Source organism: Kutzneria sp. CA-103260, from assembly GCF_018263855.1.
In the GTDB taxonomy this organism is placed as follows: domain Bacteria; phylum Actinomycetota; class Actinomycetes; order Mycobacteriales; family Pseudonocardiaceae; genus Kutzneria.
Genome location: NZ_CP073318.1, coordinates 6,041,605 through 6,065,131, shown reverse-complemented (window position 1 = coordinate 6,065,131; position 23,527 = coordinate 6,041,605). Strand labels below are relative to the sequence as shown.

At 70.7% G+C, this 23,527-nt stretch carries 25 protein-coding genes; 11 read left to right on the top strand and 14 right to left on the bottom strand.

Annotated elements, in window-relative coordinates; genetic code table 11:
• Nucleotides 1-36: 36 nt before the first annotated feature.
• The 4 genes from JJ691_RS26505 to JJ691_RS26490 all read right to left on the bottom strand — a co-directional run bounded on the left by JJ691_RS26505 (nt 37) and on the right by JJ691_RS26490 (nt 3,597).
• Entirely contained in the window at nt 37-2,220 is a 2,184-nt protein-coding gene (locus tag JJ691_RS26505; RefSeq protein ID WP_256449306.1) for a heavy metal translocating P-type ATPase, read from the bottom strand.
• A 58-nt stretch (nt 2,221-2,278) separates the two neighbouring features.
• A complete protein-coding gene (locus JJ691_RS26500; RefSeq protein WP_211762351.1) occupies nt 2,279-2,485 on the bottom strand; it encodes a heavy-metal-associated domain-containing protein in 207 nt (68 codons plus the stop codon).
• 53 nt (nt 2,486-2,538) lie between these two features.
• A complete protein-coding gene (locus JJ691_RS26495) occupies nt 2,539-2,820 on the bottom strand; it encodes a metal-sensitive transcriptional regulator (RefSeq protein ID WP_211762350.1) in 282 nt (93 codons plus the stop codon).
• Nucleotides 2,821-2,907: 87 nt separating this feature from the next.
• On the bottom strand, nt 2,908-3,597 hold the full coding sequence (locus JJ691_RS26490; RefSeq protein ID WP_211762349.1) for a TetR/AcrR family transcriptional regulator: 690 nt from the start codon (nt 3,595-3,597) through the stop codon (nt 2,908-2,910).
• An 85-nt stretch (nt 3,598-3,682) separates the two neighbouring features.
• On the opposite strand from JJ691_RS26490, the gene JJ691_RS26485 reads away from it, so the two are divergent.
• Nucleotides 3,683-4,696, top strand: a complete 1,014-nt coding sequence (locus JJ691_RS26485) for an aldo/keto reductase (RefSeq protein ID WP_211762348.1) — start codon at nt 3,683-3,685, stop codon at nt 4,694-4,696.
• Here the strand turns inward: JJ691_RS26485 and JJ691_RS26480 are convergent.
• Nucleotides 4,693-5,508: a class I SAM-dependent methyltransferase gene (locus JJ691_RS26480; protein WP_211762347.1), complete on the bottom strand. Its 816-nt coding sequence runs from the start codon at nt 5,506-5,508 to the stop codon at nt 4,693-4,695. The two genes, JJ691_RS26485 and JJ691_RS26480, sit on opposite strands and share 4 nt — an antisense overlap.
• Nucleotides 5,509-5,563: 55 nt before the next feature.
• Between JJ691_RS26480 and JJ691_RS26475 the strand changes: the two genes are divergently transcribed.
• Nucleotides 5,564-6,106, top strand: a complete 543-nt coding sequence (locus tag JJ691_RS26475) for a DUF2087 domain-containing protein (RefSeq protein WP_211762346.1) — start codon at nt 5,564-5,566, stop codon at nt 6,104-6,106.
• A 94-nt stretch (nt 6,107-6,200) separates the two neighbouring features.
• Nucleotides 6,201-7,118 carry an MEDS domain-containing protein gene (locus JJ691_RS26470; RefSeq protein ID WP_211762345.1) on the top strand — a complete coding sequence of 306 codons (918 nt, stop codon included), beginning with the start codon at nt 6,201-6,203 and terminating at the stop codon, nt 7,116-7,118.
• Between the two features lie 58 nt (nt 7,119-7,176).
• Here JJ691_RS26470 and JJ691_RS26465 read toward each other — a convergent pair whose 3' ends face one another.
• Nucleotides 7,177-7,635 (bottom strand): helix-turn-helix domain-containing protein, encoded by a 459-nt coding sequence (locus JJ691_RS26465; RefSeq protein WP_249227023.1) that lies wholly within the window; start codon nt 7,633-7,635, stop codon nt 7,177-7,179.
• 17 nt (nt 7,636-7,652) lie between these two features.
• Here JJ691_RS26465 and JJ691_RS26460 point away from each other — a divergent pair, with 17 nt between their 5' ends.
• A complete protein-coding gene (locus JJ691_RS26460) occupies nt 7,653-8,612 on the top strand; it encodes a hydrogenase expression protein HypE (RefSeq protein WP_211762344.1) in 960 nt (319 codons plus the stop codon).
• 114 nt (nt 8,613-8,726) lie between these two features.
• On the opposite strand, the gene JJ691_RS26455 is transcribed toward JJ691_RS26460, so the two are convergent.
• The 4 genes from JJ691_RS26455 to JJ691_RS26440 form a co-directional block, all read right to left on the bottom strand.
• Nucleotides 8,727-9,863 carry an ABC transporter permease gene (locus tag JJ691_RS26455; protein ID WP_249228275.1) on the bottom strand — a complete coding sequence of 379 codons (1,137 nt, stop codon included), beginning with the start codon at nt 9,861-9,863 and terminating at the stop codon, nt 8,727-8,729.
• 92 nt (nt 9,864-9,955) lie between these two features.
• Nucleotides 9,956-10,642, bottom strand: a complete 687-nt coding sequence (locus JJ691_RS26450; protein WP_211762343.1) for an ABC transporter ATP-binding protein — start codon at nt 10,640-10,642, stop codon at nt 9,956-9,958.
• Nucleotides 10,639-11,724: a peptidoglycan-binding protein gene (locus tag JJ691_RS26445; protein WP_211762342.1), complete on the bottom strand. Its 1,086-nt coding sequence runs from the start codon at nt 11,722-11,724 to the stop codon at nt 10,639-10,641. The genes JJ691_RS26450 and JJ691_RS26445 overlap by 4 nt, the downstream gene beginning before the upstream one ends.
• A complete protein-coding gene (locus tag JJ691_RS26440; protein ID WP_211762341.1) occupies nt 11,721-12,227 on the bottom strand; it encodes a hypothetical protein in 507 nt (168 codons plus the stop codon). The genes JJ691_RS26445 and JJ691_RS26440 overlap by 4 nt, the downstream gene beginning before the upstream one ends.
• A 113-nt stretch (nt 12,228-12,340) precedes the next feature.
• Here JJ691_RS26440 and JJ691_RS26435 point away from each other — a divergent pair, with 113 nt between their 5' ends.
• Both JJ691_RS26435 and JJ691_RS26430 read left to right on the top strand, forming a co-directional pair.
• Nucleotides 12,341-13,000 (top strand): response regulator transcription factor, encoded by a 660-nt coding sequence (locus tag JJ691_RS26435; protein ID WP_211762340.1) that lies wholly within the window; start codon nt 12,341-12,343, stop codon nt 12,998-13,000.
• On the top strand, nt 12,997-14,112 hold the full coding sequence (locus JJ691_RS26430; protein WP_211762339.1) for a sensor histidine kinase: 1,116 nt from the start codon (nt 12,997-12,999) through the stop codon (nt 14,110-14,112). The genes JJ691_RS26435 and JJ691_RS26430 overlap by 4 nt, the downstream gene beginning before the upstream one ends.
• Here the strand turns inward: JJ691_RS26430 and JJ691_RS26425 are convergent.
• On the bottom strand, nt 14,093-15,301 hold the full coding sequence (locus tag JJ691_RS26425) for an NAD(P)/FAD-dependent oxidoreductase (RefSeq protein ID WP_211762338.1): 1,209 nt from the start codon (nt 15,299-15,301) through the stop codon (nt 14,093-14,095). The genes JJ691_RS26430 and JJ691_RS26425 overlap by 20 nt on opposite strands.
• 174 nt (nt 15,302-15,475) lie before the next feature.
• Here JJ691_RS26425 and JJ691_RS26420 point away from each other — a divergent pair, with 174 nt between their 5' ends.
• Nucleotides 15,476-16,111 (top strand): maleylpyruvate isomerase N-terminal domain-containing protein, encoded by a 636-nt coding sequence (locus JJ691_RS26420; protein ID WP_211762337.1) that lies wholly within the window; start codon nt 15,476-15,478, stop codon nt 16,109-16,111.
• Between the two features lie 13 nt (nt 16,112-16,124).
• Here JJ691_RS26420 and JJ691_RS26415 read toward each other — a convergent pair whose 3' ends face one another.
• Complete coding sequence (locus JJ691_RS26415) at nt 16,125-16,727, bottom strand: TetR/AcrR family transcriptional regulator (protein ID WP_211762336.1); 603 nt, start codon at nt 16,725-16,727, stop codon at nt 16,125-16,127.
• A 46-nt stretch (nt 16,728-16,773) separates the two neighbouring features.
• Nucleotides 16,774-18,195, bottom strand: a complete 1,422-nt coding sequence (locus JJ691_RS26410; protein ID WP_211762335.1) for an aldehyde dehydrogenase family protein — start codon at nt 18,193-18,195, stop codon at nt 16,774-16,776.
• 231 nt (nt 18,196-18,426) lie between these two features.
• On the opposite strand from JJ691_RS26410, the gene JJ691_RS26405 reads away from it, so the two are divergent.
• Complete coding sequence (locus JJ691_RS26405; RefSeq protein WP_211762334.1) at nt 18,427-19,074, top strand: HNH endonuclease family protein; 648 nt, start codon at nt 18,427-18,429, stop codon at nt 19,072-19,074.
• Nucleotides 19,075-19,157: 83 nt separating this feature from the next.
• Here JJ691_RS26405 and JJ691_RS26400 read toward each other — a convergent pair whose 3' ends face one another.
• On the bottom strand, nt 19,158-20,081 hold the full coding sequence (locus tag JJ691_RS26400) for a LysR family transcriptional regulator (protein WP_211762333.1): 924 nt from the start codon (nt 20,079-20,081) through the stop codon (nt 19,158-19,160).
• Between the two features lie 82 nt (nt 20,082-20,163).
• Here JJ691_RS26400 and JJ691_RS26395 point away from each other — a divergent pair, with 82 nt between their 5' ends.
• From JJ691_RS26395 to JJ691_RS26385, 3 genes are read left to right on the top strand one after another with little or no spacing between them, the layout of a single operon-like run.
• Entirely contained in the window at nt 20,164-20,862 is a 699-nt protein-coding gene (locus JJ691_RS26395) for a succinate dehydrogenase cytochrome b subunit (RefSeq protein ID WP_211762332.1), read from the top strand.
• Nucleotide 20,863: 1 nt separating this feature from the next.
• Entirely contained in the window at nt 20,864-22,792 is a 1,929-nt protein-coding gene (locus JJ691_RS26390; RefSeq protein ID WP_211762331.1) for a fumarate reductase/succinate dehydrogenase flavoprotein subunit, read from the top strand.
• Nucleotides 22,789-23,523, top strand: coding sequence for a succinate dehydrogenase/fumarate reductase iron-sulfur subunit (locus tag JJ691_RS26385; RefSeq protein ID WP_211762330.1), 735 nt, complete (start codon nt 22,789-22,791; stop codon nt 23,521-23,523). Before JJ691_RS26390 ends, JJ691_RS26385 begins: the two co-directional genes overlap by 4 nt.
• Nucleotides 23,524-23,527 lie beyond the last annotated feature (4 nt).

Genomic DNA, 23,527 nt, shown 5'->3' with positions numbered 1-23,527 from the left:
ATGAACGTCAGGATCGGAGCCTTGATCTTGGCGGGGTCAGCGGAAGCGGCGCAGGCGGAGGCTGTTGCTGACGACGAAGACCGAGGAGAAGGCCATGGCGGCGCCGGCGATCATGGGGTTGAGCAGGCCGAGGGCGGCCAGGGGGAGGGCGGCGACGTTGTAGGCGAAGGCCCAGAAGAGGTTGCCCTTGATGGTGCCCAAGGTCTTGCGGGACAGGCGGATGGCGTCGACTGCGGCGAGGAGGTCGCCGCGGACGAGGGTGAGGTCGCTGGCCTCGATGGCGACGTCGGTGCCGGTGCCCATGGCCAGGCCGAGGTCGGCCCGGGCGAGGGCGGCGGCGTCGTTGACGCCGTCGCCGACCATGGCGACGACCCGGCCCTCGGCCTGGAGGCGGGCGACGACGTCGACCTTGTCAGCGGGCAGGACCTCGGCGATGACCTCGTCGATGCCGACCTCGGCGGCGACGGCGCGGGCGGCGGCCTGGTTGTCGCCGGTGAGGAGAACGGGCTTGAGCCCCAAGGATTTCAGCCCGGCGACGGCAGCGGCGGAGGTGGGCTTGACGGTGTCGGCGACGACCAGCACGGCCCGGGCGGCGCCGTCCCACGCGACGGTGACGGCGGTGCGGCCGGCCTCTTCGGCGGCAGACTTGGCTGCTGCCAACGAGTCCAGGGAAACGGACCACTCTGCCAGCAATCGATCCCGACCGACCAGAACCGCCTTGCCGTCGACGATCCCCTGCACACCAAGGCCTTCGACGTTGCGGAAGTCCTCGACGGCGGGCAGTTCGCCGACCCGGTCGACGGCCCCGGCGACGATGGCCCGGGCGATTGGGTGCTCGGAGGCGTGCTCCAACGCGCCGGCCAGCCGCAGCGCTTCGGCCTCGTCAACACCAGCAGCCACGTGCACGGAGACCAGGCTCATCCGGCCGGCGGTGACGGTGCCGGTCTTGTCGAGCACGACGGTGTCGACGCGACGGGTGGACTCCAGCACCTCCGGGCCCTTGATCAGCACCCCGAGCTGGGCGCCGCGACCGGTGCCGACCAGCAGGGCGGTGGGAGTGGCCAGGCCAAGGGCGCACGGGCAGGCGATGATCAGCACGGCGACGGCGGCGGTGAAAGCGGCCTCGGCGGGGTGGCCGGTGGCCAGCCAGACGACCAGGGTGGCCAGCGCGAGCACGATCACCACCGGCACGAACACGGCGGATACCCGGTCGGCCAGGCGCTGCACGGCGGCCTTGCCGTTCTGCGCCTCCTCGACCAGCTTGGCCATCTGCGCCAGCTGCGTGTCCGCGCCGACCCGGGTGGCCCGCACGACCAGCCGCCCGCCGGCGTTGACGGTCGCGCCGACCACGGCGTCGCCCGGCCGGACCTCGACCGGCACGGACTCGCCGGTGAGCATGCTCATGTCCACGGCCGAGCTGCCCTCGGCAACCACGCCGTCGGTGGCGACCTTCTCGCCCGGCCGGACCACAAACTCGTCGCCAACCCTGAGTTCTGCCAACGGAATCCGGCGTTCCTGGCCGTCGCGCAGCACGGCGACGTCCTTCGCGCCGAGCTCCAGCAGCGCCCGCAGGGCAGCGCCGGAGCGACGCTTGGACCGGGCCTCGAAGTAGCGGCCGGCCAGGATGAACACGGTCACCCCGGAGGCGACCTCCAGGTAGATGTCGGTGCCACGCATGCCGGACATGGCCATGGTGACGTCACCGAAGAACAAGGCGTACAGCGACCACAGGTAGGCCGCGCCGACGCCCAGCGAGATCAGGGTGTCCATGGTGGCCGCGCCGTGCCGCAGGTTGGTCCACGCCGCGCGATGGAACGGCAGCGCGCCCCACACCACGACCGGGCTGGCCAGCACCAGGGCCAGCCACTGCCAGTTGGGGAACTGAAGCACCGGAACCATCGACAGCAGGATCACCGGCACGGCCAGCACGGCCGACACGATCAGCCGCTGGCGCAGCGGCCGCGTCGAATCCTCCTCGACCGCGGGTTCCTCGGCGACCGGCAGCGCGGCGGTGTAGCCGGCGGCCTCCACCACCTGCACCAGGGCCTCGGGGGTCACCGTGTCCGGGAAGCTGACCTTGGCCTTCTCAGTGGCGTAGTTGACGGTGGCGGTGACGCCGCCGACCTTGTTGAGCTTGCGTTCGATCCGGGCCGCGCAGGAGGCGCAGGTCATGCCGCTGATGGACAGCTCGACCTCGTGCTGAGCCAGTGTGGAAGTCAACCGAACCTCCTGACGAGGGGAAAGAAGGGCCCGCCGCACGGGCGGCGGGCCGGTGGCGTCAGCCGACCAGCTGGTAGCCGGCCTCCTCGACGGCCGCGCGGATGTCCGCCTCGGGCACGTCGGTGTCGCTGACCACGGTCAGCCGGCCGCTGGCCAGGTCGACGTCCACCTGCCGCACGCCCGTGACCTCGCTGACCTCCTCGGTCACCGAGCTGACGCAGTGCCCGCAGGTCATGCCCTGGACGGTGTAGGTGTTCTCGGCCATCGGTTTGCTCTCTCCTCAGGGGGATGGGATACGGCCAAAAGGGAATGACGCTGTCAGGAGCGGACCAGCCGGGCGATCGCGTCGCCCGCCTCCTTGATCTTCTCGTCGGCGTTCGACCCGCCCTCGGCGATCGCGTCGGTGACGCAGTGCCGGAGGTGCTCGTCGAGCAGCGACAGGGACACCGCCTGCAACGCCCTGGTCGCGGCGGAGATCTGCGTCAGGATGTCGATGCAGTACTTGTCCTCGTCGATCATTCGCTGCAGCCCGCGGACCTGTCCTTCGATCCGGCGCAGGCGACGCAGGTGCGCCTCTTTGTTGTCGGCGTAGCCGTGCATCGTCGTCCTCCTGTGGTCGGGGCGCCCACGACGCGGCCGGTCACGGCAAGGACCGGGGGAACCGCGGGCTCTGCCTCCTTTATACCCCTAGGGGGTAGCGGTACGCCAACCGCGGGCGGTCAGGCCGGCCAGCATCACCTGAAGGAGTTCGCCGTAGCGGGCCGCGAAGTCCACCCGGGACCGCCCGAGGCGGGGGTCGGCGGTGGCCTCGATCACCGCCGGCGGCGGTGTGCTGAACGGCCACAGGCCGACTAGGCCGATCACGATGTGCTCGGTGAGCAGCAGCGCGTCCTCAGCGGTGAGAGCCGGCACCCGCTCGCGGATCAGGCCGGCCAGCACGGTCCGGTGCGCCAGGTCGGTGAACTTGTAGGCGCGCACGGTCTCGACCGAGACGTTGCGTTCCAGCACGCTCGGCAGCAGGCTCCACAGCTGGCTCAGGACCGGTCGGGCGGCCAGTGTGTCGGCCAGGGACTGCATCACGGCATCGGGCGAGCACGGCGGGGCGGGCCACTCGGTGGCGGCGGCCTCCAGCCACGCCAGTCGCATCCGGTTGAGCAGTTCGAGGAAGACGCCCTCGCGGCTCTCGAAGTAGCGCACGATGTGGGTCTTGGACACGTCGAGCTGGCGGGCCAGCTCCCGCAGGCTGATCTCCTCCGCCGAGGCCCCGGAATACAGTCCCACGGCCAGCAGCGCCTCGGCCGCGTCCAGGATCTCCTGCCGGCGCAGCTCCCGCTGCTCGGGTCGCCGGGCCCGCTGGAAGGGCGGCACCTCGTCCATCGAACCAGCCTAGCGGGCCACCGGACCTTTGATATGTGTCCAGTGGACCGCTAACGTGGAAGGGGAGACCGGAGGAGGGCAGTCCATGCGGGACGCTCACATCACGCTGGGACACACCGACATCGCGGTCCGGCCGATCGGCCTGGGCTGCATGGGAATGTCCCAGTTCTACGGCGACGCCGACGAGCAGGAGTCGATCGCCGCCGTGCACGCGGCGATCGACGCCGGCATCGACCACTTCGACACGTCCGACATCTACGGCGCGGCCTCCGGCGTGCGGTCCCGCAACGGCTTCGGGCACAACGAGGAGCTGCTGGGCCGGGCGGTCCGGGGCCGGCGTGACCAGGTCGTGCTGGCGACGAAGTTCGGCACCCGGCCGCATCCGGAGGACGGCGTCGTCTTCGACGGCCGGCCCGAATACGTGGCGCAGGCCTGCGAAGCCAGCCTGCGCCGGCTCGGCGTCGACCACGTCGACCTCTACTACCAACACCGCTACGACCCCTCGGTCCCGATCGAGGACACCGTCGGGGCGATGGCCGAATTGGTTGAGGCGGGCAAGGTGCGGGCTGTCGGGCTGAGCAACGTGCAGCCGGACATCCTGCGCCGGGCCGCCGCCACCGCGCCGATTTCCGCGCTACAGAGCGAATACTCGCTGTGGTCCCGCGAAGTGGAGCGGGAGGTGCTGCCTGTCTGCCGCGAACTGGGCATCACCTTCGTGCCGTACAGCCCGCTCGGCCGGGCCGCGCTGGCCGGCCGGTTCACCGCGGACAGCGCGTTCGACGGCGACGACTTCCGGGCCACGCTGCCGAAGTTCGAGGCGGCGAACTTCGCCCACAACCTGCGGCTCGTCGAGGGGTTGAAGGCCTTCGCCGACGAGCGTGGGCACGCGCCGGGACAGGTGGCGCTGGCCTGGCTGTTGGCGCAGCCGTACGACATCGCCCCGATTCCCGGCACCAAGCGGGCGAAGTACGCGGTCGAGAACGCTGCCGCCACAGCGGTTCCGCTCAGCGCGGACGACATCGCCTTCCTGGCCGAGCTGTTCGATCCCGCACAGGTGCGGGGCGAGCAGTACGGGACGCTGAAAGTGCGTGCGCGCTAGCCCTTGGTCGCCACCAGGGCCAGCGCCGGCCCGTGCGGATGATCGGGCGTCTCGAAGGAGACGGCCTTGATGCGCCAGCCGAAGTGCTCCAGGGCGGCGGTCAGGTCCTTGCGGGACAACCAGTTGCTGTGCGGGGCGCTGCCGCCGCAGAAACCCTTGAGCTGTAAGGCGCTCTCGTACTCGAAGCGGTGCAGCGTGTGCTCGAAGCCCTCGTATGAGAACTGCTCGGTGGTGCGGAACCGGGGCGACAGCAGCTCGCTGGAGCGGACGATTTCCTCGTCGTAGTAATGGGTCCAGAGGAACAGCTTGTTGGCCGCGCGGGCCGTCAGCGCGATCGTCTCGACCGGGTTGCGCATGTGGTAGAGCACGCCGCTGGCGAACACCGTGTCGAAGCGCTCCTCGGTCTCCCGTAAGTACGCCATGAAGTCGCCGAGCACGAACCGCACCTTGGGCATGTCCATGAGTTCCTTGGCGATTAGGCACTTCAGGTAGGCCCGGGTCTGCGACTCGACGGCCAGCACCTCGGCCCCGGCCCGGGCGAGCATGTAGGTGTGGCCGCCCTCCAGCGGACCCAGCTCCAGCACCCGCGCCCCGGCCACGCCGCCGAGCTGGCCCAGGGCCCACTCCACGCGGTCGTCGGCGAACAGCGGGATCGGCCCGGCGTCGGCCACCGGCAGCTGCGACGACCACTCGCCGGCGAAGACGTCGACCGCGTTCTGCGGGGACGGCGCCGTCGTCACGTACTCGTCGAGGATCGACGGCTGCGGCGCGGCGGCCGGTCGCGGCCGGAACCGGGTCAGGAAGTTGCGCACGGTGTGCACGGTAATTGAGCGGCGTCGCCGGCCGCGCCAGGGCTACCCTCCGGCGGTGTCCGCGGAACTGAGTGCGGCGGCCGCCGCGTTGCAGGCGTTGTCCAATCCGACCCGGCTGGCCATTCTCGCCGCCGTCTCCGAGCGCAACGAGCGGCGGGTGCCGGTGGTGCTCGGCGAGCTGGGCTTCGACATGAAGGTGCTGACCAAGGAGATCGGCCGCCTGACCGAAGCCGGCCTGCTCCGCACGGTCCGCGGCCAGCTCATCGCCGACCTGTCCCCGCTGGCCGGGCTGGCCAGTGCCGTGGTTGAGGCCACCGCTCTGGCCAGGGCCATCCCGCCGGACTCGTCATTGCGCCGCTACCTGGTGCGCGGCCGGATCCAGTCGCTGCCCAAGCGGCCCGAGGACCTGGATGCGATGGCGGTCGCGCTGTGCACGCTGCTGCCCGACGACCGCACGCTCACCGAGGCCGAGGTCAACGACCGGCTGGCCCCGGCCGGCGACCCGGCGGTGCTGCGTCGGTTGCTCGTCGACAAGCATTTCGTGCGGCGCGGCGCCTCGGCCGAATACCGCGTCATCGAGCACACCATCGTCGTGTAGGGACAATTGTGTCCGGTGTGGGACCGATGGTCCGGACAATTCCGTTCGCCCTGCTCGACGGGTACTCTCCCCGGGTAACGAACCGGGCGGTGAAATGGCATCGGGCTTACGTCACCAGGGTTGTCTCTACGGCAGCGACGCGGAATTCCTCGCGATGGCGGTGCCGTTCGTACGCGATGGACTGGCCCGTGGCGAGCCGGTGCTGGTCGCCACCACCTCGGCCAACCTGGAGCTGCTGCATGAGGCGATGGGGCCGGAGGCCGACGGCGTCGACTACGCCGAGGCGGCCTACTTCGGCCGCCGCCCGCCGCAGCGGGCCACGGCCATCCACGAGTACTGGAACCGGCACCACGAGGCGGTGCGGGTCATCGCCGAGCCGATGTGGACCGGCCGCTCCCGCCGCGAGATCGAGGCCTGGCAGCGCATGGAGGCCGGCCTCAACGTGGTGCTGGCCGACGCTGACATCCGGCTGATCTGCCCGTACGACACCAGAATCGTGGCCCCGGGCATCGCCGAGGACGCGTGCCGCACCCACCCGGAGCTGGTCGTGGGCGCTGCGGCCGGGCCGTCGCCGCAGTTCATGGCGCCGGCCGACTTCGTCCGCACGCACCGCACCGCCGGCGCGCTCGACGTCGCCGCCGACGTCTTCCACTTCGACGGCGATCTGGCCGCCGTTCGGCGGTACGTGCTGGATCGCGCCACGCCGTTGCTGCGGTCGGAGGACGACGTGGCCACTTTCGGCATCGCGGTCGGTGAGTCGATCACGTACCTGCTGGGGCACGGCGTCACCTGCGTCTCGGTGTGGGTACGGGCGGCGGCCGGCCGGGTCGTGTGCACCCTGCACAGCGACCAGTCGCTGGCCCTGTACCCGTTCGTCGGCTTCCGGCACGGCGACGCGCTGTGGCTGACCAACCAGATCTGCGAGTGGCTGGACGTCAGCTCCGACGCCGGCGGCTGCACCGTCGAGCTGGCGGTGCCGGGACATCGCGCGGCGGAGGCTTTCGGTGTGTGACCGGTCAGCTCGGGCGGCCCGTTCAGTTCAGACGCCCCGTTCAGTTCAGACGCCCCGTTCAGTTCAGACGCACAGCGCCGAACCGCTCCTGGATCCGGCGCAGCTCCCGCATCCGGGGCTCGGTCTCGCCGCCGACCCAACGGCTCACCGTCTTCGCCGAGACGCCCAGCTCACGGGCCACGGCCTCGCGGGACAGGCCCTCCCGGCGCAGCGTCTCCGTGATCCAGTCGGCGAAGCTGTCGCGCACCGCCTCCGGCTGCGGCGGCTCGGCCACCGCGTGCAGGACGTCGAACTCGAAGTAGTCGGGATAGGTGCGGCAGGAGATCTGGATCGCGCCGGCCGGGCCGGCCGAGTCCAGCAGGGCCCGGAACACCGCCCTGGACACCTCGCGGCCGTCGGCCTCGCTCAGCGGCGCCTCGGCCGTGCACTGGCGGATGAAGTCGCGGATCTCCGGCACCGCTGCCGGCCGCGCCGGGAACAAGCGGGTGCGCACCTCGAGCGGGAGCACCTCGATCACACCAGGGATTTTCTCCGATGACGGCCGGAAGCACCAGCACCGGAGGCGACGTGCTGCACATTCTCTGGCTCAACGGCGGCCTGGGCTGCGACGGCGACTCGGTCGCGCTGACCGCCGCCACCCAGCCCAGCATCGAGGAAATCATGCTCGGCGGCCTGCCCGGACTGCCGCGGATCGCCATGCACTGGCCAATGTTGGCCTACGACAACGGGCCGGACCTGATGGTCTGGTGGCACCGGGCCGCCCGCGGCGAACTCGACCCGTTCGTGCTGGTCGTGGAGGGGTCGGTGGCCGACGAGAGCAACAAGGCCGAGGGCTACTGGACCGGGTTCGGGACCGATCCCGAGACCGGGCAGCCGATCACCGCCAGCGAGTGGCTGGACCGGCTGGCCCCCAAGGCCTTCGCCGTGCTGGCGGTCGGCACCTGCGCGGCCTACGGCGGCGTGCACGCCATGGCCGGCAACCCCACCGGGGCCATGGGCGTGCCGGACTACCTGGGCTGGCAGTGGAAATCCAAGGCCGGCATCCCCATCGTGTGCGTTCCCGGCTGCCCCATCCAGCCCGACAACCTCTCCGAGACCCTGCTGCACCTGCTCTACCAGTACGGCAGCCCGCAGCCGGCGCTGCCGCTGGACGAGGCGCTGCGACCCAAGTGGCTGTTCGAGAACACCGTGCACGAGGGCTGCGACCGGGCCGGCTACTACGAGCAGGACGACTACGCCGAGCACCACGGCACCGCGAAGTGCCTGGTCAAGCTGGGCTGCTGGGGTCAGGTCGTGAAGTGCAACGTGCCCAAGCGGGGCTGGATCAACGGCGTCGGCGGCTGTCCCAACGTGGGCGGCATCTGCATCGGCTGCACCATGCCCGGCTTCCCGGACAAGTTCATGCCGTTCATGGAGCCGCAGGCCGCGACCGGCCGGGAGACACGACTGTCCGGCTCGGTGGTCCGCGTCCTGCGCTCCATCCGCACCGGCTGACGTCGTGAAGGGCCCCATCCTGACGTTCAACGGCAGGATGGGGCCCTTCATGACGTCGAAAGGGGTGCGCCGTGGGGGACCGCCATGGGAGTGCGGCAGGTCCCCCACGGGCTTTCAGGCGAGGGCTTGCGTCGGTGGCAGCCGCGCCGCACGCATCGCCGGGTACGCCCCGGCGACCGCCCCGACCAGCGCGGATATCGCGACGCCGCCCAGCAGCGCCTGGGGTGGCAGGATCGCCGGCCAGCCCTGGGACAGGGCGTAGCCGGCCGTCACCAGCACCCCGATCAGCACGCCGACCAGGCCGCCGAGCCCGGACAGCAGCACCGATTCGGCCAGGAACTGGCCGCGGATCTGGCGTCTGGTCGCGCCCAGCGCCCGGCGCAGGCCGATCTCGCGGCGGCGCTCCAGCACCGAGATGACCATGGTGTTGGCCACCCCGACCCCGCCGACCAGCAACGCGATCCCGCCCAGGCCCAGGAACAGCGCGCTGTAGGTGTCCTGGGTCAGCGCCTGGGCCTCCAACAGCTCGGACGGCCGCTGCACGGCGACCCCGAGCGGCGACTCCGGGTTGATCGTCGCGCCGAGCACCGCCCGCACGTCGGCGACCGCGGATTCGGCCGCCTTCACGTAGACGGTTGTGGGATGCCCGTCGAAGCCGAGCAGCGCCCGCGCGGTGGACTTGCCCACCAGCGCCGACCGCTCGATCTCCGGGGCCAGCGGCATCGAGTCCAGCACGCCGACCACCGTGAACCACTGCCCGCCCAGGTAGACCTGGGTCGGATGGGCCGGGTCCACGTGGTCGATGCCCAGCCGGCTGGCGGCGACCGCCCCCAGCACCGCCACCGGGAAGTTCTCGTTGGCGGCGGTGAGGAACGAGCCGCTGTGCAGGTGGCCGCCGATCACGTCCAGCAGGGTGGGATCGGCCGTCAGCACCGACACCCCGGACGTCTCCTCCGCCGAGATCCTGTCCGAACGGCGGATCGTGGTGTTCGGCACCAGCCCGGTCGCGGCGGCGCCGATGACCGGGCCGATCCGCTTGACCATGGCGACGGCGTCCGCCGGCAGCTGGGCCTTGCCGCCGGTCAGCGACTGCCCCTGCGTCGCGGTGAGCAGGTTCGGGCCCAGCGCCGCGAGCTTGTCGTGCAGCGCCTGCGCGCTGGACGCGGGCACCGCCAACACGGCGACCATCGCCGCCACGCCGATGGCGATGCCCAGCGCCGACAGCACAGCCCGCATCGGCCGGGTCCGCATGCCATGCGCCCCAAGGGTCAGCACGTCCGTCGCGGGGAGACGGGACGCCTCCGGCAGCGTTGACAGGCTCTGGGTTGACAGGCTCTGGGTGATCACCGTGGCACCGCCAGACCGGTGTCCAGCTGGATCCGCCCGTCCAGGACCTCGATCCGGCGCGGCATGCCGGCGGCGATCTCCCGGTCGTGCGTGATCACCACGATCGACGTGCCGTCCGCGCTGAGCTCGGCGAGCAGGCCCAGCACGGCCGCGCCGGTGGCGGTGTCCAGGTTGCCGGTCGGCTCGTCGGCCAGCAGGATCGACGGCTCGTTGACCACGGCCCGGGCGATCGCCACCCGCTGCCGCTCGCCGCCGGACAGCTCATTCGGGAAGTGCTCGGCCCGATGCCCCAGCCGGACCCGGTCCAGCGCGGCCAGTGCCTTGGCCCGGCGGCGCCGCCGCGGCACGCCTGCGTACAGCAGCCCGGTGCAGACGTTGTCGACCGCGCTGACCCCCTCGCTGAGGAAGAACTGCTGGAACACGAAGCCGATCCAGGCCGAGCGCAGTGCCGACAGCCGACGGTCGGGCAGCGTGGCCACGTCGTGGCCGCGGATCTCGATGCGGCCGGCGGTCGGCTGGTCCAGCGTGCCCATCAGTTGCAGCAGCGTCGACTTGCCCGAGCCGGAGGGGCCGACGACACCGACCATCTCACCCTCCTGAATGGACAGTGACACGTCGCGGAGCGCCTGCACGCCACCGGGGTAGGTACGGGAGACCCGATCCGCGCGCAGCACGGGGATCACGAAGTCGTCACCACCTTCGTGCCGGCCGACAGCCCAGCACCGGACACCTCGACCTGGCCGCCGGAGAACAGCCCGGTCTGCACCGGCACCAGATGCCGCTGGCCGTTCTGCTCGACTTCCAGGGCGTAGCCGCCCTCCCGCAGCGCGAGCAAGGCGCCGACCGGCACCACCAGCACGTCCTTGTGCACGTCCTTGACGAAGTGCACGGTCACCGGCGCGGAGTCGAGGCCGCCGCCGGCGTTCGGGTCGTCCAGCGTGACCGTGACGGTGATGACCGACCTGCCGTTGGGTTGGCCGCTGGAATCCTTGTCCGGCACGGCGTTGTGCCCCACGTCGACGACCCTCCCGGTGCTGCTGCCGCCGTTGACGTCGACACTGACCTTGTCCCCGACCTTGGCCAGATCCTGTTTGGCCACATCGAGTTTCACCTGCACGACCCGGCTGGTGCCGGTCGTCTTGACCACCGGACCCTGGGCCGCGCCGCCGAGCTGGGCCGTCACCGTGGAGACGCGGACCGGGCCGGCGGCGAGGACCACGTCGCCCGGGCTGAACGTGCCGGTCTGCGGAAGTCCTTGCGCCTTCTGCCATCTCTTCAGCGCGGCCGCGGTGGCGGCGGTGAACTTGGTGTCCGGCGTGCCGAATCCGGTGTAGCCCAGCGCCGCGAGGTTCTCCTCCAGCTCCTTGACGTCCGGGCCGTCGGCAACGCCGGCCGACAGATCCCGGTAGAACGGCAGGATTCCGTAGAACAGCACCACCGGGGCGGCGTCGACGCCGTACACCTGCTGGCCCCGGTTGACCGCCGAGCCGACCGGCGGCAGCCAGGTGATCGTGCCGGGCTTGCGCCCGGTCACGTCCGACTCGGCGCCGTAGCCCAGCGTGCCGTCGGCGCTCTCCTGCTCGCTCAGATCGGTCTTGGTGACGGTGGCGGTGGCGACCGGCGGGGGAGGAGTCGGCGGCGTGCCCGCCTCCGACGCCTGCGCCAGCACCACTACCGATCCCGTGCCCAGCACGACCACCAGCACGGTCGCGCCGACGAGCCACCGGGTCCGGCGACCCCGCCTTTTCTGCTCGGACCTGGTCATTTCAGGATCGGCCCACAGGCCTTGGACGCGGCGTCGAGCTTCTGGTCGCCAGAGCCGCCCATCGGCAGCGTAAGACCCTCGCCCGGCTTTGGGTCTTTCATGTCGTAGCCGTGGTCGCGCATGCACTTGGCGTACTTCAGCATCTTGTCCCGCACCTGCGGGTCGTCCGGGCCGGGGCCGCCGCCGGTCGGCTCCACCGACTTGCACGCCTGCTCGGCCGGCGCGAACTTGGGGTCGTTCGGGTTGATGGCGGCCACCGAGTTGCTGTTGGGATCCGGGTCCTTCATGTCGTAACCGTGGTCGCGCATGCACTTCGCGTACTTCCGGTACTGGTCGAGATCGGCGCCCTTGCCCGAGCCGCTGTCGCCGGCCGCGGGCGCGGCACTGCTGCTCGTGTTCGGCGACGACAGCGAGGCCACGGTGCTTCCGTTGTCGCCGCCGCCGCAGCCGGCCAGCAGCAGCACGATCGCCGCGCCGCCGAGCAGCATGATGGGTTTGCGCATGACACTCCCTCGGGTTGGTTCAGGACCAGTCCAGAAGTACCGATCGAGTGATCCGGAACCGATAAGCGAGAGCGTTTATCCGACGTTTATCCCCGGCTGCCTAGCATCGGGTCGTGCGAGTGCTGGTGGTGGAGGACGAGCGGTTGCTGGCGGACTCGATCGCCGAGGGGCTGCGCAAGTTCGCGATGGCGGTCGATGTCTGCTACGGCGGGGAATGCGCCCTGGAGCGGGTCGGTGTGCACGAGTACGACGTGGTGGTGCTGGACCGCGACCTGCCCGACGTCTCCGGCGACGAGGTGTGCGCCGCGGTCATCGCGGCCGGCGGCGAGATCCGGGTGCTCATGGTCACCGCGGCCGGCGACGTCTCCGACCGGGTCGAGGGGCTGGGCCTCGGAGCCGACGACTACCTCACCAAACCGTTCGCGTTCAGCGAGTTGGTGGCCCGGGTGCAGGCGTTGGGCCGACGGGCCCGGCCCGCGCTGCCGCCGGTGCTGGCCGCCCACGGCGTGGTGCTCGACCTGCCGCGGCACCAGGCCTCCCGGGATGGCCGGTTCCTGCCGTTGTCGCCCAAGGAGTTCGCCGTGCTCCGGGTTCTGATGCGGGCCGACGGCACCGTGGTCAGCGTGGAATCGCTGTTGGAGAAGGCCTGGGACGAGCACGCCGATCCGTTCACCAACGCGGTGCGGATGGCCGTGATGACGCTGCGCCGCAAACTCGGCGATCCGCCGCTGATCGAGACCGTGCCCGGCGCCGGCTACCGGTTCGGCGCATGAGGCCGCTGTCGGTGCGGGCCCGGCTCACCGCTTTGTACGGCGGGATGTTCCTGCTTTCCGGGATCGTGCTGGTGGTCATCGTCTACCTGCTGGTGAGCCAGACCCTGCCCTCTCCCGCGAGCTTTGCCGACACCGTCATGCAGGTGCCGGCGTACCTGGGCACGCCCGCCGACACCGTGCCAGCCGTGCCGGCAACGCCGATGGACACCAAAGTCATCGACTCGCTGGCCGCGTACCGCTCGTCCACGCTCACCACGCTGCTGGTCCAGTCCGGGGCCGCGCTGCTGATCACCGCCGCGCTGGCCGTGGTGCTCGGCTGGTTCGTCGCCCGCCGGGTGCTGCGCCCGCTGCACGACATCACCGCCACCGCGCGCCGGCTCGGCGCCGAGGACCTCGGTCGCCGGATCAAGCTCGTCGGACCCGAGGACGAGCTCAAGGAGTTGGCCGACACCTTCGACGGCATGCTCGACCGGCTGTCCGGATCCTTCGACAGCCAACGGAGGTTCGTCGCCAACGCCTCTCACGAGCTGCGCACACCCCTTGCCCTGCAACGGACTCTGATCGAGGTCGCGCTGCTCGGCGACGACGTGCCGGCGCAGACCCGGCTGCTCGGCACCCGGTTGCTCGACGCCAATGCCCGTACCGAACGGGTGTTGGAAGGGCTGCTGGTGCTGGCCCGCAGCGATCGGGGCCTGGCCGACCGTACGCCGGTCCGGCTGGATCACTTGGTGGAGACGGTTGTCGAGGGTTTCCCCGGGGTTGAGGTGGTGGCCGTGCCGCGGACCGTCGCCGGTGATCCGGTGCTGCTGGAACGGCTGATCGTCAACCTGATCGACAACGCCGTCACCTACAACCGGCCCGGCGGCTGGGTTCGCGTCGAGGTCGCCGACACGCCCGCGCTGGTCGTGCGCAACACCGGGCCGGTGATCGAAGAGTCCACCGTGGACGCTTTGTTCGAACCCTTCCACCGTGGCCCCGGCGACCGGACCGACAGCGCGCACTCGGGTCTAGGGCTTTCGATCGTGCGGTCGGTCGCCGCCGCCCACGGCGGCCGGGCCTCGGCTCAGGCTCGGGCCGACGGTGGGCTGGAGGTCACTGTGCGGCTGCCGTGAGCAGCTGGTCCGGGTCCTTGAGCGCCTTCGGGTCGACCGGCTGGCCGATCAGGGCCCTGATCGGGTCGACCACGTCCCAGACGTTGACGTTCATGCCGGCCAGGACCCGGTTCTCCTTGAGCCAGAAGGCGATGAACTCGCGGCCGGCGGGGTCGCCACGGAACACCACCTCGTCGTAGCCGCCGGGGTCGACGTGGCCGACGTACTCCATGCCCAGGTCGTACTGGTCGGTGAAGAAGTACGGCAGCTCCTGGTGGCTGGCCTCGCGGCCCAGCATCGTGGCCGCCGCGGTGATCGGCTGGCTGCGCGCGTTGGCCCAGTGCTCGACCCGGATGTGCTTGCCCAGCAACGGATGGAACGCGTTGGCCACGTCGCCGGCGGCCACGATGTCCGGGTCGCAGGTGCGCAGTGCGGCGTTGACCATGATCCCGTTGTCCACGTGCAGGCCGGCCCGCTGGGCCAGCTGGGAGTTGGGTGCGGCGCCGACACCGACCACCACTGCGTCGGCGGCGATCTCCGTGCCGTCGGCCAGGGTCACGCCCTTCGCGGTGATGCGCGCGACGCTCGCCCCGAACCGGAAGTCCACGCCGTGTTCCCGATGCAGGGCAGCGAAAACCGTCGCCACCTCGGGACCCAGCACCCGCAGCAGCGGCAGCTGCGAGGAGTCCACCACCGTGACGGCGACACCCGCCTGCCGGGCCGCCGCCGTCACCTCCAGGCCGATCCAGCCGGCGCCGACCACCACCAGCCGGGACGCCGTCCTCAGCACGTCCTTTATGGACTCCGAGTCCTCGATCCGGCGCAGGTAGTGCACTCCCGGCGTGTCCGCGCCCGGGACCGGCGGCTTGCGGGGGCTCGCGCCGGTGGCCAGCAGCAGCTTGTCGTAGCGGTGCGAACTGCCGTCGGCCAGGTCCACGCGGTGGGCCTCCCGGTCCAGCCGGCTCACCCCGATGCCCAGCGCCAGCTCCACCTGATGGTCGGTGTACCAGGCCGCCGGATGGACTGCCATGCTGTCCCGGTCCGCTCGGCCGGCCAGGTGATCCTTGGAGAGGGGCGGGCGCTCGTAGGGGAGGTGCAGCTCGTCGCCGATCAGCGTGATCTGCCCGGTGAAGCCCTGGTCCCGCAGGGCCTCCGCCGCCTTCGCCCCGGCCAGGCCGGCCCCGACGATCACGAACCTCTGGTCTGCCACGGCGCCGCTCCCTGCCGTTCGGTTTCGCCAACAAATCCTGGCGTTATGGCCGTGAGCGGTCAAGCCTCGCCAGTCGATCGGGTACTCGCTTCGGTTGCGGAAACAACCATGGTCGTTACTGGGCAACGGAACAATTCGGTCGCCGCCGCCCGTTCCCGCTGCTAGCGTGCTGCCGTGGAGCTCTTCTCGCGCTCGTGGACCGCCCTGCTCTCGGCCGTCGCGGCGCTGCCCGACCGCGACTTCGAGCTCCCCTCCGGCTGCGCCGGCTGGCTCGTCCGGGACCTCGTCTGCCACCTCGTCATAGACGCCCAGGACGTCCTGATCACCCTGGCCACCCCCGCCGACGCCCCTCCCACCCGGGACGCCATTTCATACTGGGAGGTCGTCACGCCGCCCACCGGCGCCGACCCCCTCGACGCCCTCACCGTCCGCCTCGCCGCCGCCTACGGCGATCCCGCCCTGCTCAAGTTCCACCTCGACGACGTCGGCTCCGCCGCCGGCCGCGCCGCCTCCCTCGCCGACCCCGCTGCCTGCGTCGGCACCCGCGACCAGGTCCTCACCGCCGGCGACTACCTCACCGCCTACGTCATGGAGTGGACCCTCCACCACCTCGACCTGTCGCCCAGCGCCGCACCCCCGGCCGCTCGCGAGGCCCGGGCCATGCTCGAACAGATCGCCGGCTTCGCCTTCCCCGCCTCGTTGTCCGACGCCGACGCCCTCCGCATCGGCACCGGCCGCCGCCTCCCCACCGCCGCCGAGCGCGCCGCCCTTGGCCCCGCGGCCGCGAAACTGCCGCTCCCGTTGTGCTGACCGTCCACGGCGGTCACCCCGGTCCCGCGCGCAGGCCGGCGATGAGCGTGCCGATGGTGCCGGCGACCACCGTCTCCGGCGGCCGGTTCCCGATCATGCCGCTGCCGATGATGGTGGCCAGGCCCTGGATCGTGGCCAGCACCGCCATGCTCACCCGCTCGTAATCGTCGACGATGTCCCCGGCCCGCAGGGCGTCGGCGATCATTCGCTGCGGGGCGGCGAAGGCCCGCTCGTTGGCGGCGCGCAGCTCGGCCGAGGACTCGGCGTCCTTGCGGGTGAAGATCAGGCCCAGCAGCACCGGGTGGGCGGTGGCGAAGTCGACGTAGGCGTGCGCGAAGGCCAGCAGCCGCTGGTCGAAGTCGCCGTCCTCGCACGCCCCGATCCGAGCTTCGGTCAGTTCGCCCAACTCGTCGAGCCCACGCACGGCCAGCGCGTCCAGCAGCGCCTGTTTGTCGGCGAAGTGCCGCTGCGGGGCGCCGTGGCTGACGCCGATCTCGCGGGCCAGCTCACGCAGCGACAAGCCGGCGGCACCGGTCTCCTCGATGCGCTTCTGGGCCAGGTCGAGCAGTTCCGCGCGCAGGCTGCCGTGGTGGTAGGGGCTGGATTTGGGGGGCACGAACCACCTTCTCAGGAGACGACAGCGGCGGGCCGGCCAGACTACCTCACACGCCGACCGTGAGGGGCTCGGTGAAGCTCATGATCCCCTCGACGCCGCCGAGCTCGCGGCCGGCGCCGGAGGCCTTGAAACCGCCGTAGGGAGCGTCGAAGTCGAAGTCGACCGCGGTGTTCACGGTCTGCGCGCCGGCGCGGACCCGAAGCGCCACTTCGATGGCCTGATCGGGGTCGCCGAAGACCGCGCCGGACAGGCCGAACGGGGACGCGTTGGCGACGGCGACGGCCTCGTCGACGGTGTCGTAGTCGAGGACGCAGACCACCGGCCCGAAGATCTCCTCCTGGGCGATGCGCATGGTGTTGTCGACGTCGGTGAAAACCGTTGGCCGCACATAGAATCCGACGTTCACGCCAGCGGGGCGGCCGCCACCGTAGGCCAGGGTCGCACCCTCCTGTCGGCCGAGGTCGATGTAGGACAGCACGCGGTCGTACTGCCGGCGCGACACGATCGGGCCGAGGGTGGTCACCGCGTCGGTGGGCTCGCCGACGATCACGTTGTCGAGGGCGGTGGTGTAGGCGGCCATGAACTCGGCCCGCCGGGCCCGGGGCACCAGGAGCCGGCTGAGCAGCGAGCAGGCCTGGCCGGAGTTCACCGTGGTGCCGGTGACCACCGCCGGCATGATCGTGCCGAAGTCCGCGTCCGGCAACACGATTCCCGCCGACTTGCCGCCCAGTTCCAGCGTGACCCGCTTGAACTCGCGGGCCGCCAGCTCCGCGACCCGGCGGCCGGTCGCCGTGCTGCCGGTGAAGGAGATCTTGTCCACGCCCGGGTGGGCCACCAGGTACTCGGAGACCTCCCGGTCCGCCGGCAGGATGCTGACCGCGCCCCGGGGCAGGTCCGCCGCCCGGAACGCCTCGGCCAGGACCGTGGAGTCGTAGGCCGTCTCCGGCGCCGGCTTGATGATCACCGGGCAGCCGGCCAGCAGCGCGGGGATCGCCTTCTGCAGGGCCAGGAACAGCGGCGCGTTCCACGGCACCACCGCCGCCACCACGCCGACCGGGACCCGCCGGATCACGCTCGGCCGGAACGCCCCCTCGCGGCGTTCCTCGAACCGCAGCTCGTCGGCCAGCGACACCAGGAACCTGGTCAGGCCCACCGCGCCTTGCACCTCGCTCTGCCGATTCACCGGCGCGCCCATCTCGTTGCGGATCGCCTCGGTGATCGGGCCTTCCCGCCGCGCCAACTCGTCGGCGAACCGCCCGAGCGCCGCCGCCCGGTCCTTCGCCGGCCACTCCCCGGATGCCAGCAGCTCCCGCGCCGCAAGCACCGCCGCGTCCACCTCCGCGCGGCCGGCCTCCCGTACCCGGTAGGCGAGCTGCTCGGTCGCCGGATTGACCATCTCGAGGTAGCGGTCGCCGGTCGCCGGCACCCACTCCCCGGCCACAAAAACGTCCTCACGCTGGGCGAACATGACTGACAACCTCCTGAAGTAGGCGATGGCTACATGTGGAGAGTAGGCAATGGCTACAAAGTAGTCAACGGCTACTTCGGCGCGTGGCAGCGCAACCAATGCCGTTCTAAAGCCAGATGGCCGGGCGGCGGACGGGAGGCAAAAGGTGCTGATTGTCGGGTTGGGGGTGTTGAGCGGCGCGAGTGGGTAACCGAACGATGAAGGTCTTCACCCTGCGACCATTGGAGATCCATGGCCGACTCCATGATCAAGCGGCGGGCGCTGTCCGTCGCGCTCACCCTGCTGGCCTGCGCGGCGACGGCGGTGACCCTGGCGCCGTCCGCGGCGGCGATGCCGCCGAACATCCCGAGCAAGGCGACGGCGCAGTCGGAGCTCAACGCGTTGACGGTGCGGGCGGAGGGATCCATGAGCGGGTACTCCCGGGACCGCTTCCCGCACTGGATCATCATCTCGGGCACCTGCGACACCCGGGAGACGGTGCTCAAGCGCGACGGCACGGGCGTCACGGTCAACAGCGCCTGCGCCGCCACCGCGGGCAGTTGGTACAGCCCGTACGACGGGGCGACCTGGACGCAGGCCTCGGACGTGGACATCGACCACGTGGTGCCGCTGGCCGAGGCCTGGCGCTCGGGCGCGTCGAGTTGGACGGACAGCAAGCGGCAGCAGTACGCCAACGACCTGACCGACCCGCAGCTGATCGCGGTCACCGACAACGTCAACCAGTCCAAGGGCGACCAGGACCCGTCGACCTGGCAGCCCTCGCGCACGGCCTTCCGCTGCACCTATGCGGAGATGTGGATCAAGGTGAAGTCGGTCTGGGGCCTCACGCTCCAGTCCACGGAGAAGACGGCCCTGCAGACGATGCTCAACGGCTGCTGACCCCCGCGAGTCCCGCTCTCGGGCAACCATGTGTCGAGTTCCGGAACTCGACATTCAGTTGCCTGAGCGCGGGACTCGCGATGTCAGGGGCGGACCAGGGACTGGGTGCCGCGGGGGAGGGCGGCGGCGTTGGCCAGGTGCCGGGTGATGGCGTCGCGCAGCGCCCGCGCGGCCCGCGACGGCTCGACGTCCTGCCGGTAGGCCAGCCGCACCACCCGGCTGAGCCCCGGCTCGGCGAACCTCGTGACCCGGAACCGGTCCCTGACCACGGTGCTGGGCACGACGGCGATCCCCATGCCGGCCCGCACGAACTCCAGCACGGCATCCATCTCCCCGCCCTCGATGGCGAACGACGGCTCGAAACCCTCGGCCCGGCAGGCGTTCACGGTGGCGTCACGCAGGTCGTAGCCGCGGCGGAACATCACCAGCGGGCGGTCCCGCAGGTCGGAGATCCGCACCCGGGCCCGCCGCACCGGGGCCGGCCGGTCCATGGCCGAGATCACCACCAGCTCCTCGATGAGCAGCGGCAGGGTGGACAGCCGGCTCTCGTCGCGCAGCCGCGAGTCGACGATGATGGCCAGATCCAGCGCGCCCTCGGACAATTCGGTCTGCAGGTCCCGCGAACCGCTCTCGTGCACTGTGAGCTCGATCCCAGGGTAGGCGGTGCGGAACCCGGCGAGCATGGCCGGCAGCAGGCCGGTGCACAGGCTCGGGGTGGCCCCCAGCCGCACCCGTCCGCGGCCCAGTTCGTCCAGTTCGCGCACGGCCTGGTACGCCGACTCGGCCTCGGCCAGCATCCGCCGGGCGAACGGCAGCAGCGTCTCGCCGGCCTCGGTCAGCGAGAGATTTCCCCGTATCCGGTGGAAAAGCTCGGCCCCGACGTCCCGCTCCAGGGCCCGCACCTGCTGCGAGAGCGAGGGCTGGGCGACCCGCATCCGCTCGGCGGCCCGGGTGAAGTGCCGGGTGTCGGCGACGGCCACGAAGTAGGCGAGCTGGTGGAGCTGCACCACCCTATCATAGGCACAGCCTCTGCTGACCAGACCCAGCTTCTGTTTGCCCTCTGGTGGGCGCGCTCCTAGCGTCGGTCCCGTGTCCACCGAGCTTGCTGTCCCACCACGAAAACGCTCCTCGGTCGGCCGGTTCTGGACGTCGACGATCGGCAAGAAGACCGTCATGGCGGTGACCGGCCTGGCCCTGGTGGCCTTCCTGTTCGCGCACATGCTGGGCAACCTGAAGGTGTTCCTGGGCGCGGCCGATCTCAACGAGTACGCCGCTTGGCTGCGCACCATCGGCGAGCCGGCGCTGCCGTACGGCGTGTTCCTCTGGATCATGCGGGTCGGCTTGGTCGTGGCGGTGGTGCTGCACATCACCGCCGCCGTGCAACTGTCCATTCGGGACCGTCGGGCCCGCCCGGTCCGTTACGCGCACAGTCAACGGGCTCGGGCCAGCTTCGCCACCAGCACGATGCGCTGGGGTGGCGCGACCCTGGCCGTCTACGTGGTCTGGCACATCCTCGATCTCACCGTGGGTGTGGCCAACCGGGACTTCGTGGACGGCGACCCCTATCACAACATCCTCGCCGACTTCGGCGTGTGGTGGGTCAACGTGATCTACATCGTGGCCCTGCTCATGCTCGGGTTGCACCTCAACCACGGCTTCTGGAGTGCCGCCCGCACGCTGGGCGTCGCCGGCAACGCGGTCCGGACCGTCGGCGCCGTGGTGGCCGTGGTGATCACCGGCGGCTTCCTGGCCGTCCCGATCGGCGTGATGACCGGATTGGTGGCCTGACATGCTCGAACACACCGTCGGTGCTGCGATACACGACACCAAGGCTCCTTCAGTGCCACTGGAGAAGCGCTGGGACGAAAGGAAGTTCACCGCCAAGCTGGTGAACCCGGCGAACCGCCGCAAGCACCGGGTGATCGTCGTCGGCACCGGGCTGGCCGGCGCCTCGGCCGGCGCGACGCTGGCCGAGCAGGGCTACCACGTGGTGCAGTTCTGCTTCCAGGACTCCCCGCGCCGGGCCCACTCGGTGGCCGCGCAGGGCGGCATCAACGCGGCCAAGAACTACCGCAACGACGGCGACTCCGCCTACCGGCTGTTCTACGACACGGTGAAGGGCGGCGACTTCCGCTCGCGGGAGTCCAATGTGTACCGACTGGCCGAGATCTCCACCCAGATCATCGACCAGGCGGTGGCCCAGGGCGTGCCGTTCGCCCGCGAGTACGGCGGCCTGCTCGACACCCGCTCGTTCGGCGGAGTCCAGGTGCAGCGCACGTTCTACGCCCGTGGCCAGACCGGCCAGCAGTTGCTGCTCGGGGCGTACCAGGCGCTGTCGCGGCAGATCGGGGCCGGCATGGTGGAGATGCACCCGCGCACCGAGATGCTGGACCTGATCGTCGTGGCCGGCCAGGCCCGGGGCATCGTGGCCCGCGACCTGATCACCGGCGAGATCACCACCCACCTCGCCGACGCCGTGGTGCTGGCCACCGGCGGCTACGGCAACGTGTTCTACCTGTCTACCAATGCCAAGAGCTCCAACGCGAGCGCGATCTGGCGGGCCCACCGCCGTGGCGCCTACTTCGCCAACCCGTGCTTCACTCAGATCCACCCCACCTGCATTCCCCGCTCCGGCGACCACCAGTCGAAGCTGACCCTGATGAGCGAGTCGCTGCGCAACGACGGCCGGATCTGGGTGCCCGCACGCCGTGGCGACACCCGCTCGCCGGACCAGATTCCCGAGGACGAAAGGGATTACTACCTGGAGCGGATGTACCCGAGCTTCGGCAACCTGGTGCCGCGGGACATCGCTTCGAGGGCGGCGAAGAACGTCTGCGACGCCGGACAGGGTGTCGGACCCGGTGGACTGGGCGTGTACCTGGACTTCGCCGACGCCATCGAACGCCTGGGCCGGCCGGCGATCGAGGCCCGCTACGGCAACCTGTTCGACATGTACCAGCGGATCACCGCCGAGGATCCGTACCGGGTCCCGATGCGCATCTACCCGGCGATCCACTACACCATGGGCGGCCTGTGGGTGGACTACGACCTGCAGAGCACCATCCCCGGCCTGTTCGTCATCGGTGAAGCCAACTTCTCCGACCACGGGGCCAACCGGCTCGGGGCGTCGGCGCTGATGCAGGGCCTGGCCGACGGCTACTTCGTGCTACCGGCCACCATCAACGACTACATCGGCGCCAACACCTTCGACCCAGTCACCCCAACGAATCCGGCCGTCACAGCCGTGGAAACCGAGGTGCGGCAACGCCTTGACCGCCTGCTGTCGGTGAACGGCACGCGGACCGTGGACTCGTTCCACCGTGAGCTGGGGCTGCTGATGTGGGACCACTGCGGCATGTCCCGCAACGAAAGTGGCCTGCGTAAGGCGCTCGACCGAATCCCCGAGCTGCGGGCCGAGTTCTGGCGGTCGGTGCGGGTGCCCGGCGAGGGCCGGGAACTCAACCAGGAGCTGGAGAAGGCCAACCGGGTGGCGGACTTCCTGGAGCTGGCCGAGCTGATGCTGCTGGATGCCCTGCTGCGCGAGGAATCCTGCGGCGGACACTTCCGTGAGGAGCACCAGACCCCCGACGGCGAGGCCCGGCGGGACGACGTCGACTTCAGCCACGTCGCCGCGTGGGAACACGGCGACAAACCCGTGCTGCACCACGAAACCCTGACCTTCGACCACGTTCACCCCACCCAGCGGAGCTACACGTGAAACTCACCGTGCGCATCTGGCGCCAGTCCGGGCCGAAGGACCGCGGGCGGCTGGTGTCCTACCAGGTCGACGACGTCAGCCCGGACATGTCCTTCCTGGAGATGCTGGACGTGCTCAACCAGGATCTGATCACCCGGGGCGAGCCGCCGGTGGCGTTCGACCACGACTGCCGGGAGGGCATCTGCGGCTCCTGCGGCGTGGTGATCAACGGCCGGGCCCACGGCCCGGAGCGGACCACCACCTGCCAGCTGCACATGCGGGCCTTCCGCGACGGCGACGTCATCGACGTGGAACCCTGGCGGGCCAAGGGTTTCCCGGTGGTCAGGGACCTGGTGGTGGACCGGTCGGCGTTCGACCGGATCATCCAGGCCGGCGGCTACGTCACCGCCCCCACCGGCAGCGCCCCCGACGCGCACGCCACGCCGGTGCCCAAGCCCGACGCCGACGTCGCCTTCGACAACGCCACCTGCATCGGCTGCGGGGCCTGCGTCGCCGCCTGCCCCAACGGCTCGGCGATGCTGTTCACGTCGGCCAAGGTCAGCCACCTCAACGTGTTGCCGCAGGGGCAGCCCGAACGGGAACGGCGGGTGCTGGACATGGTCGCCGCCATGGACGACGAGAGCTTCGGCGGCTGCACCAACACCGGCGAGTGCGTCGCCTCGTGCCCGAAGGGCATCCCGTTCGCCAGCATCGCCAACCTGAACCGGGAATTCCTCCGAGCCTCCCGATGACTGC

What these genes read in the sequence shown, in the direction of transcription:
- JJ691_RS26500 (WP_211762351.1), bottom strand. Translation starts at nt 2,485, where the DNA reads ATGGCCGAGAACACCTACACCGTCCAGGGCATGACCTGCGGGCACTGC.
- JJ691_RS26495 (WP_211762350.1), bottom strand. Translation starts at nt 2,820, where the DNA reads ATGCACGGCTACGCCGACAACAAAGAGGCGCACCTGCGTCGCCTGCGC.
- JJ691_RS26490 (WP_211762349.1), bottom strand. Translation starts at nt 3,597, where the DNA reads ATGGACGAGGTGCCGCCCTTCCAGCGGGCCCGGCGACCCGAGCAGCGG.
- JJ691_RS26485 (WP_211762348.1), top strand. Translation starts at nt 3,683, where the DNA reads ATGCGGGACGCTCACATCACGCTGGGACACACCGACATCGCGGTCCGG.
- JJ691_RS26470 (WP_211762345.1), top strand. Translation starts at nt 6,201, where the DNA reads ATGGCATCGGGCTTACGTCACCAGGGTTGTCTCTACGGCAGCGACGCG.
- JJ691_RS26460 (WP_211762344.1), top strand. Translation starts at nt 7,653, where the DNA reads ATGACGGCCGGAAGCACCAGCACCGGAGGCGACGTGCTGCACATTCTC.
- JJ691_RS26455 (WP_249228275.1), bottom strand. Translation starts at nt 9,863, where the DNA reads ATGCGGACCCGGCCGATGCGGGCTGTGCTGTCGGCGCTGGGCATCGCC.
- JJ691_RS26445 (WP_211762342.1), bottom strand. Translation starts at nt 11,724, where the DNA reads ATGACCAGGTCCGAGCAGAAAAGGCGGGGTCGCCGGACCCGGTGGCTC.
- JJ691_RS26440 (WP_211762341.1), bottom strand. Translation starts at nt 12,227, where the DNA reads ATGCGCAAACCCATCATGCTGCTCGGCGGCGCGGCGATCGTGCTGCTG.
- JJ691_RS26430 (WP_211762339.1), top strand. Translation starts at nt 12,997, where the DNA reads ATGAGGCCGCTGTCGGTGCGGGCCCGGCTCACCGCTTTGTACGGCGGG.
- JJ691_RS26410 (WP_211762335.1), bottom strand. Translation starts at nt 18,195, where the DNA reads ATGTTCGCCCAGCGTGAGGACGTTTTTGTGGCCGGGGAGTGGGTGCCG.
- JJ691_RS26405 (WP_211762334.1), top strand. Translation starts at nt 18,427, where the DNA reads ATGGCCGACTCCATGATCAAGCGGCGGGCGCTGTCCGTCGCGCTCACC.
- JJ691_RS26390 (WP_211762331.1), top strand. Translation starts at nt 20,864, where the DNA reads ATGCTCGAACACACCGTCGGTGCTGCGATACACGACACCAAGGCTCCT.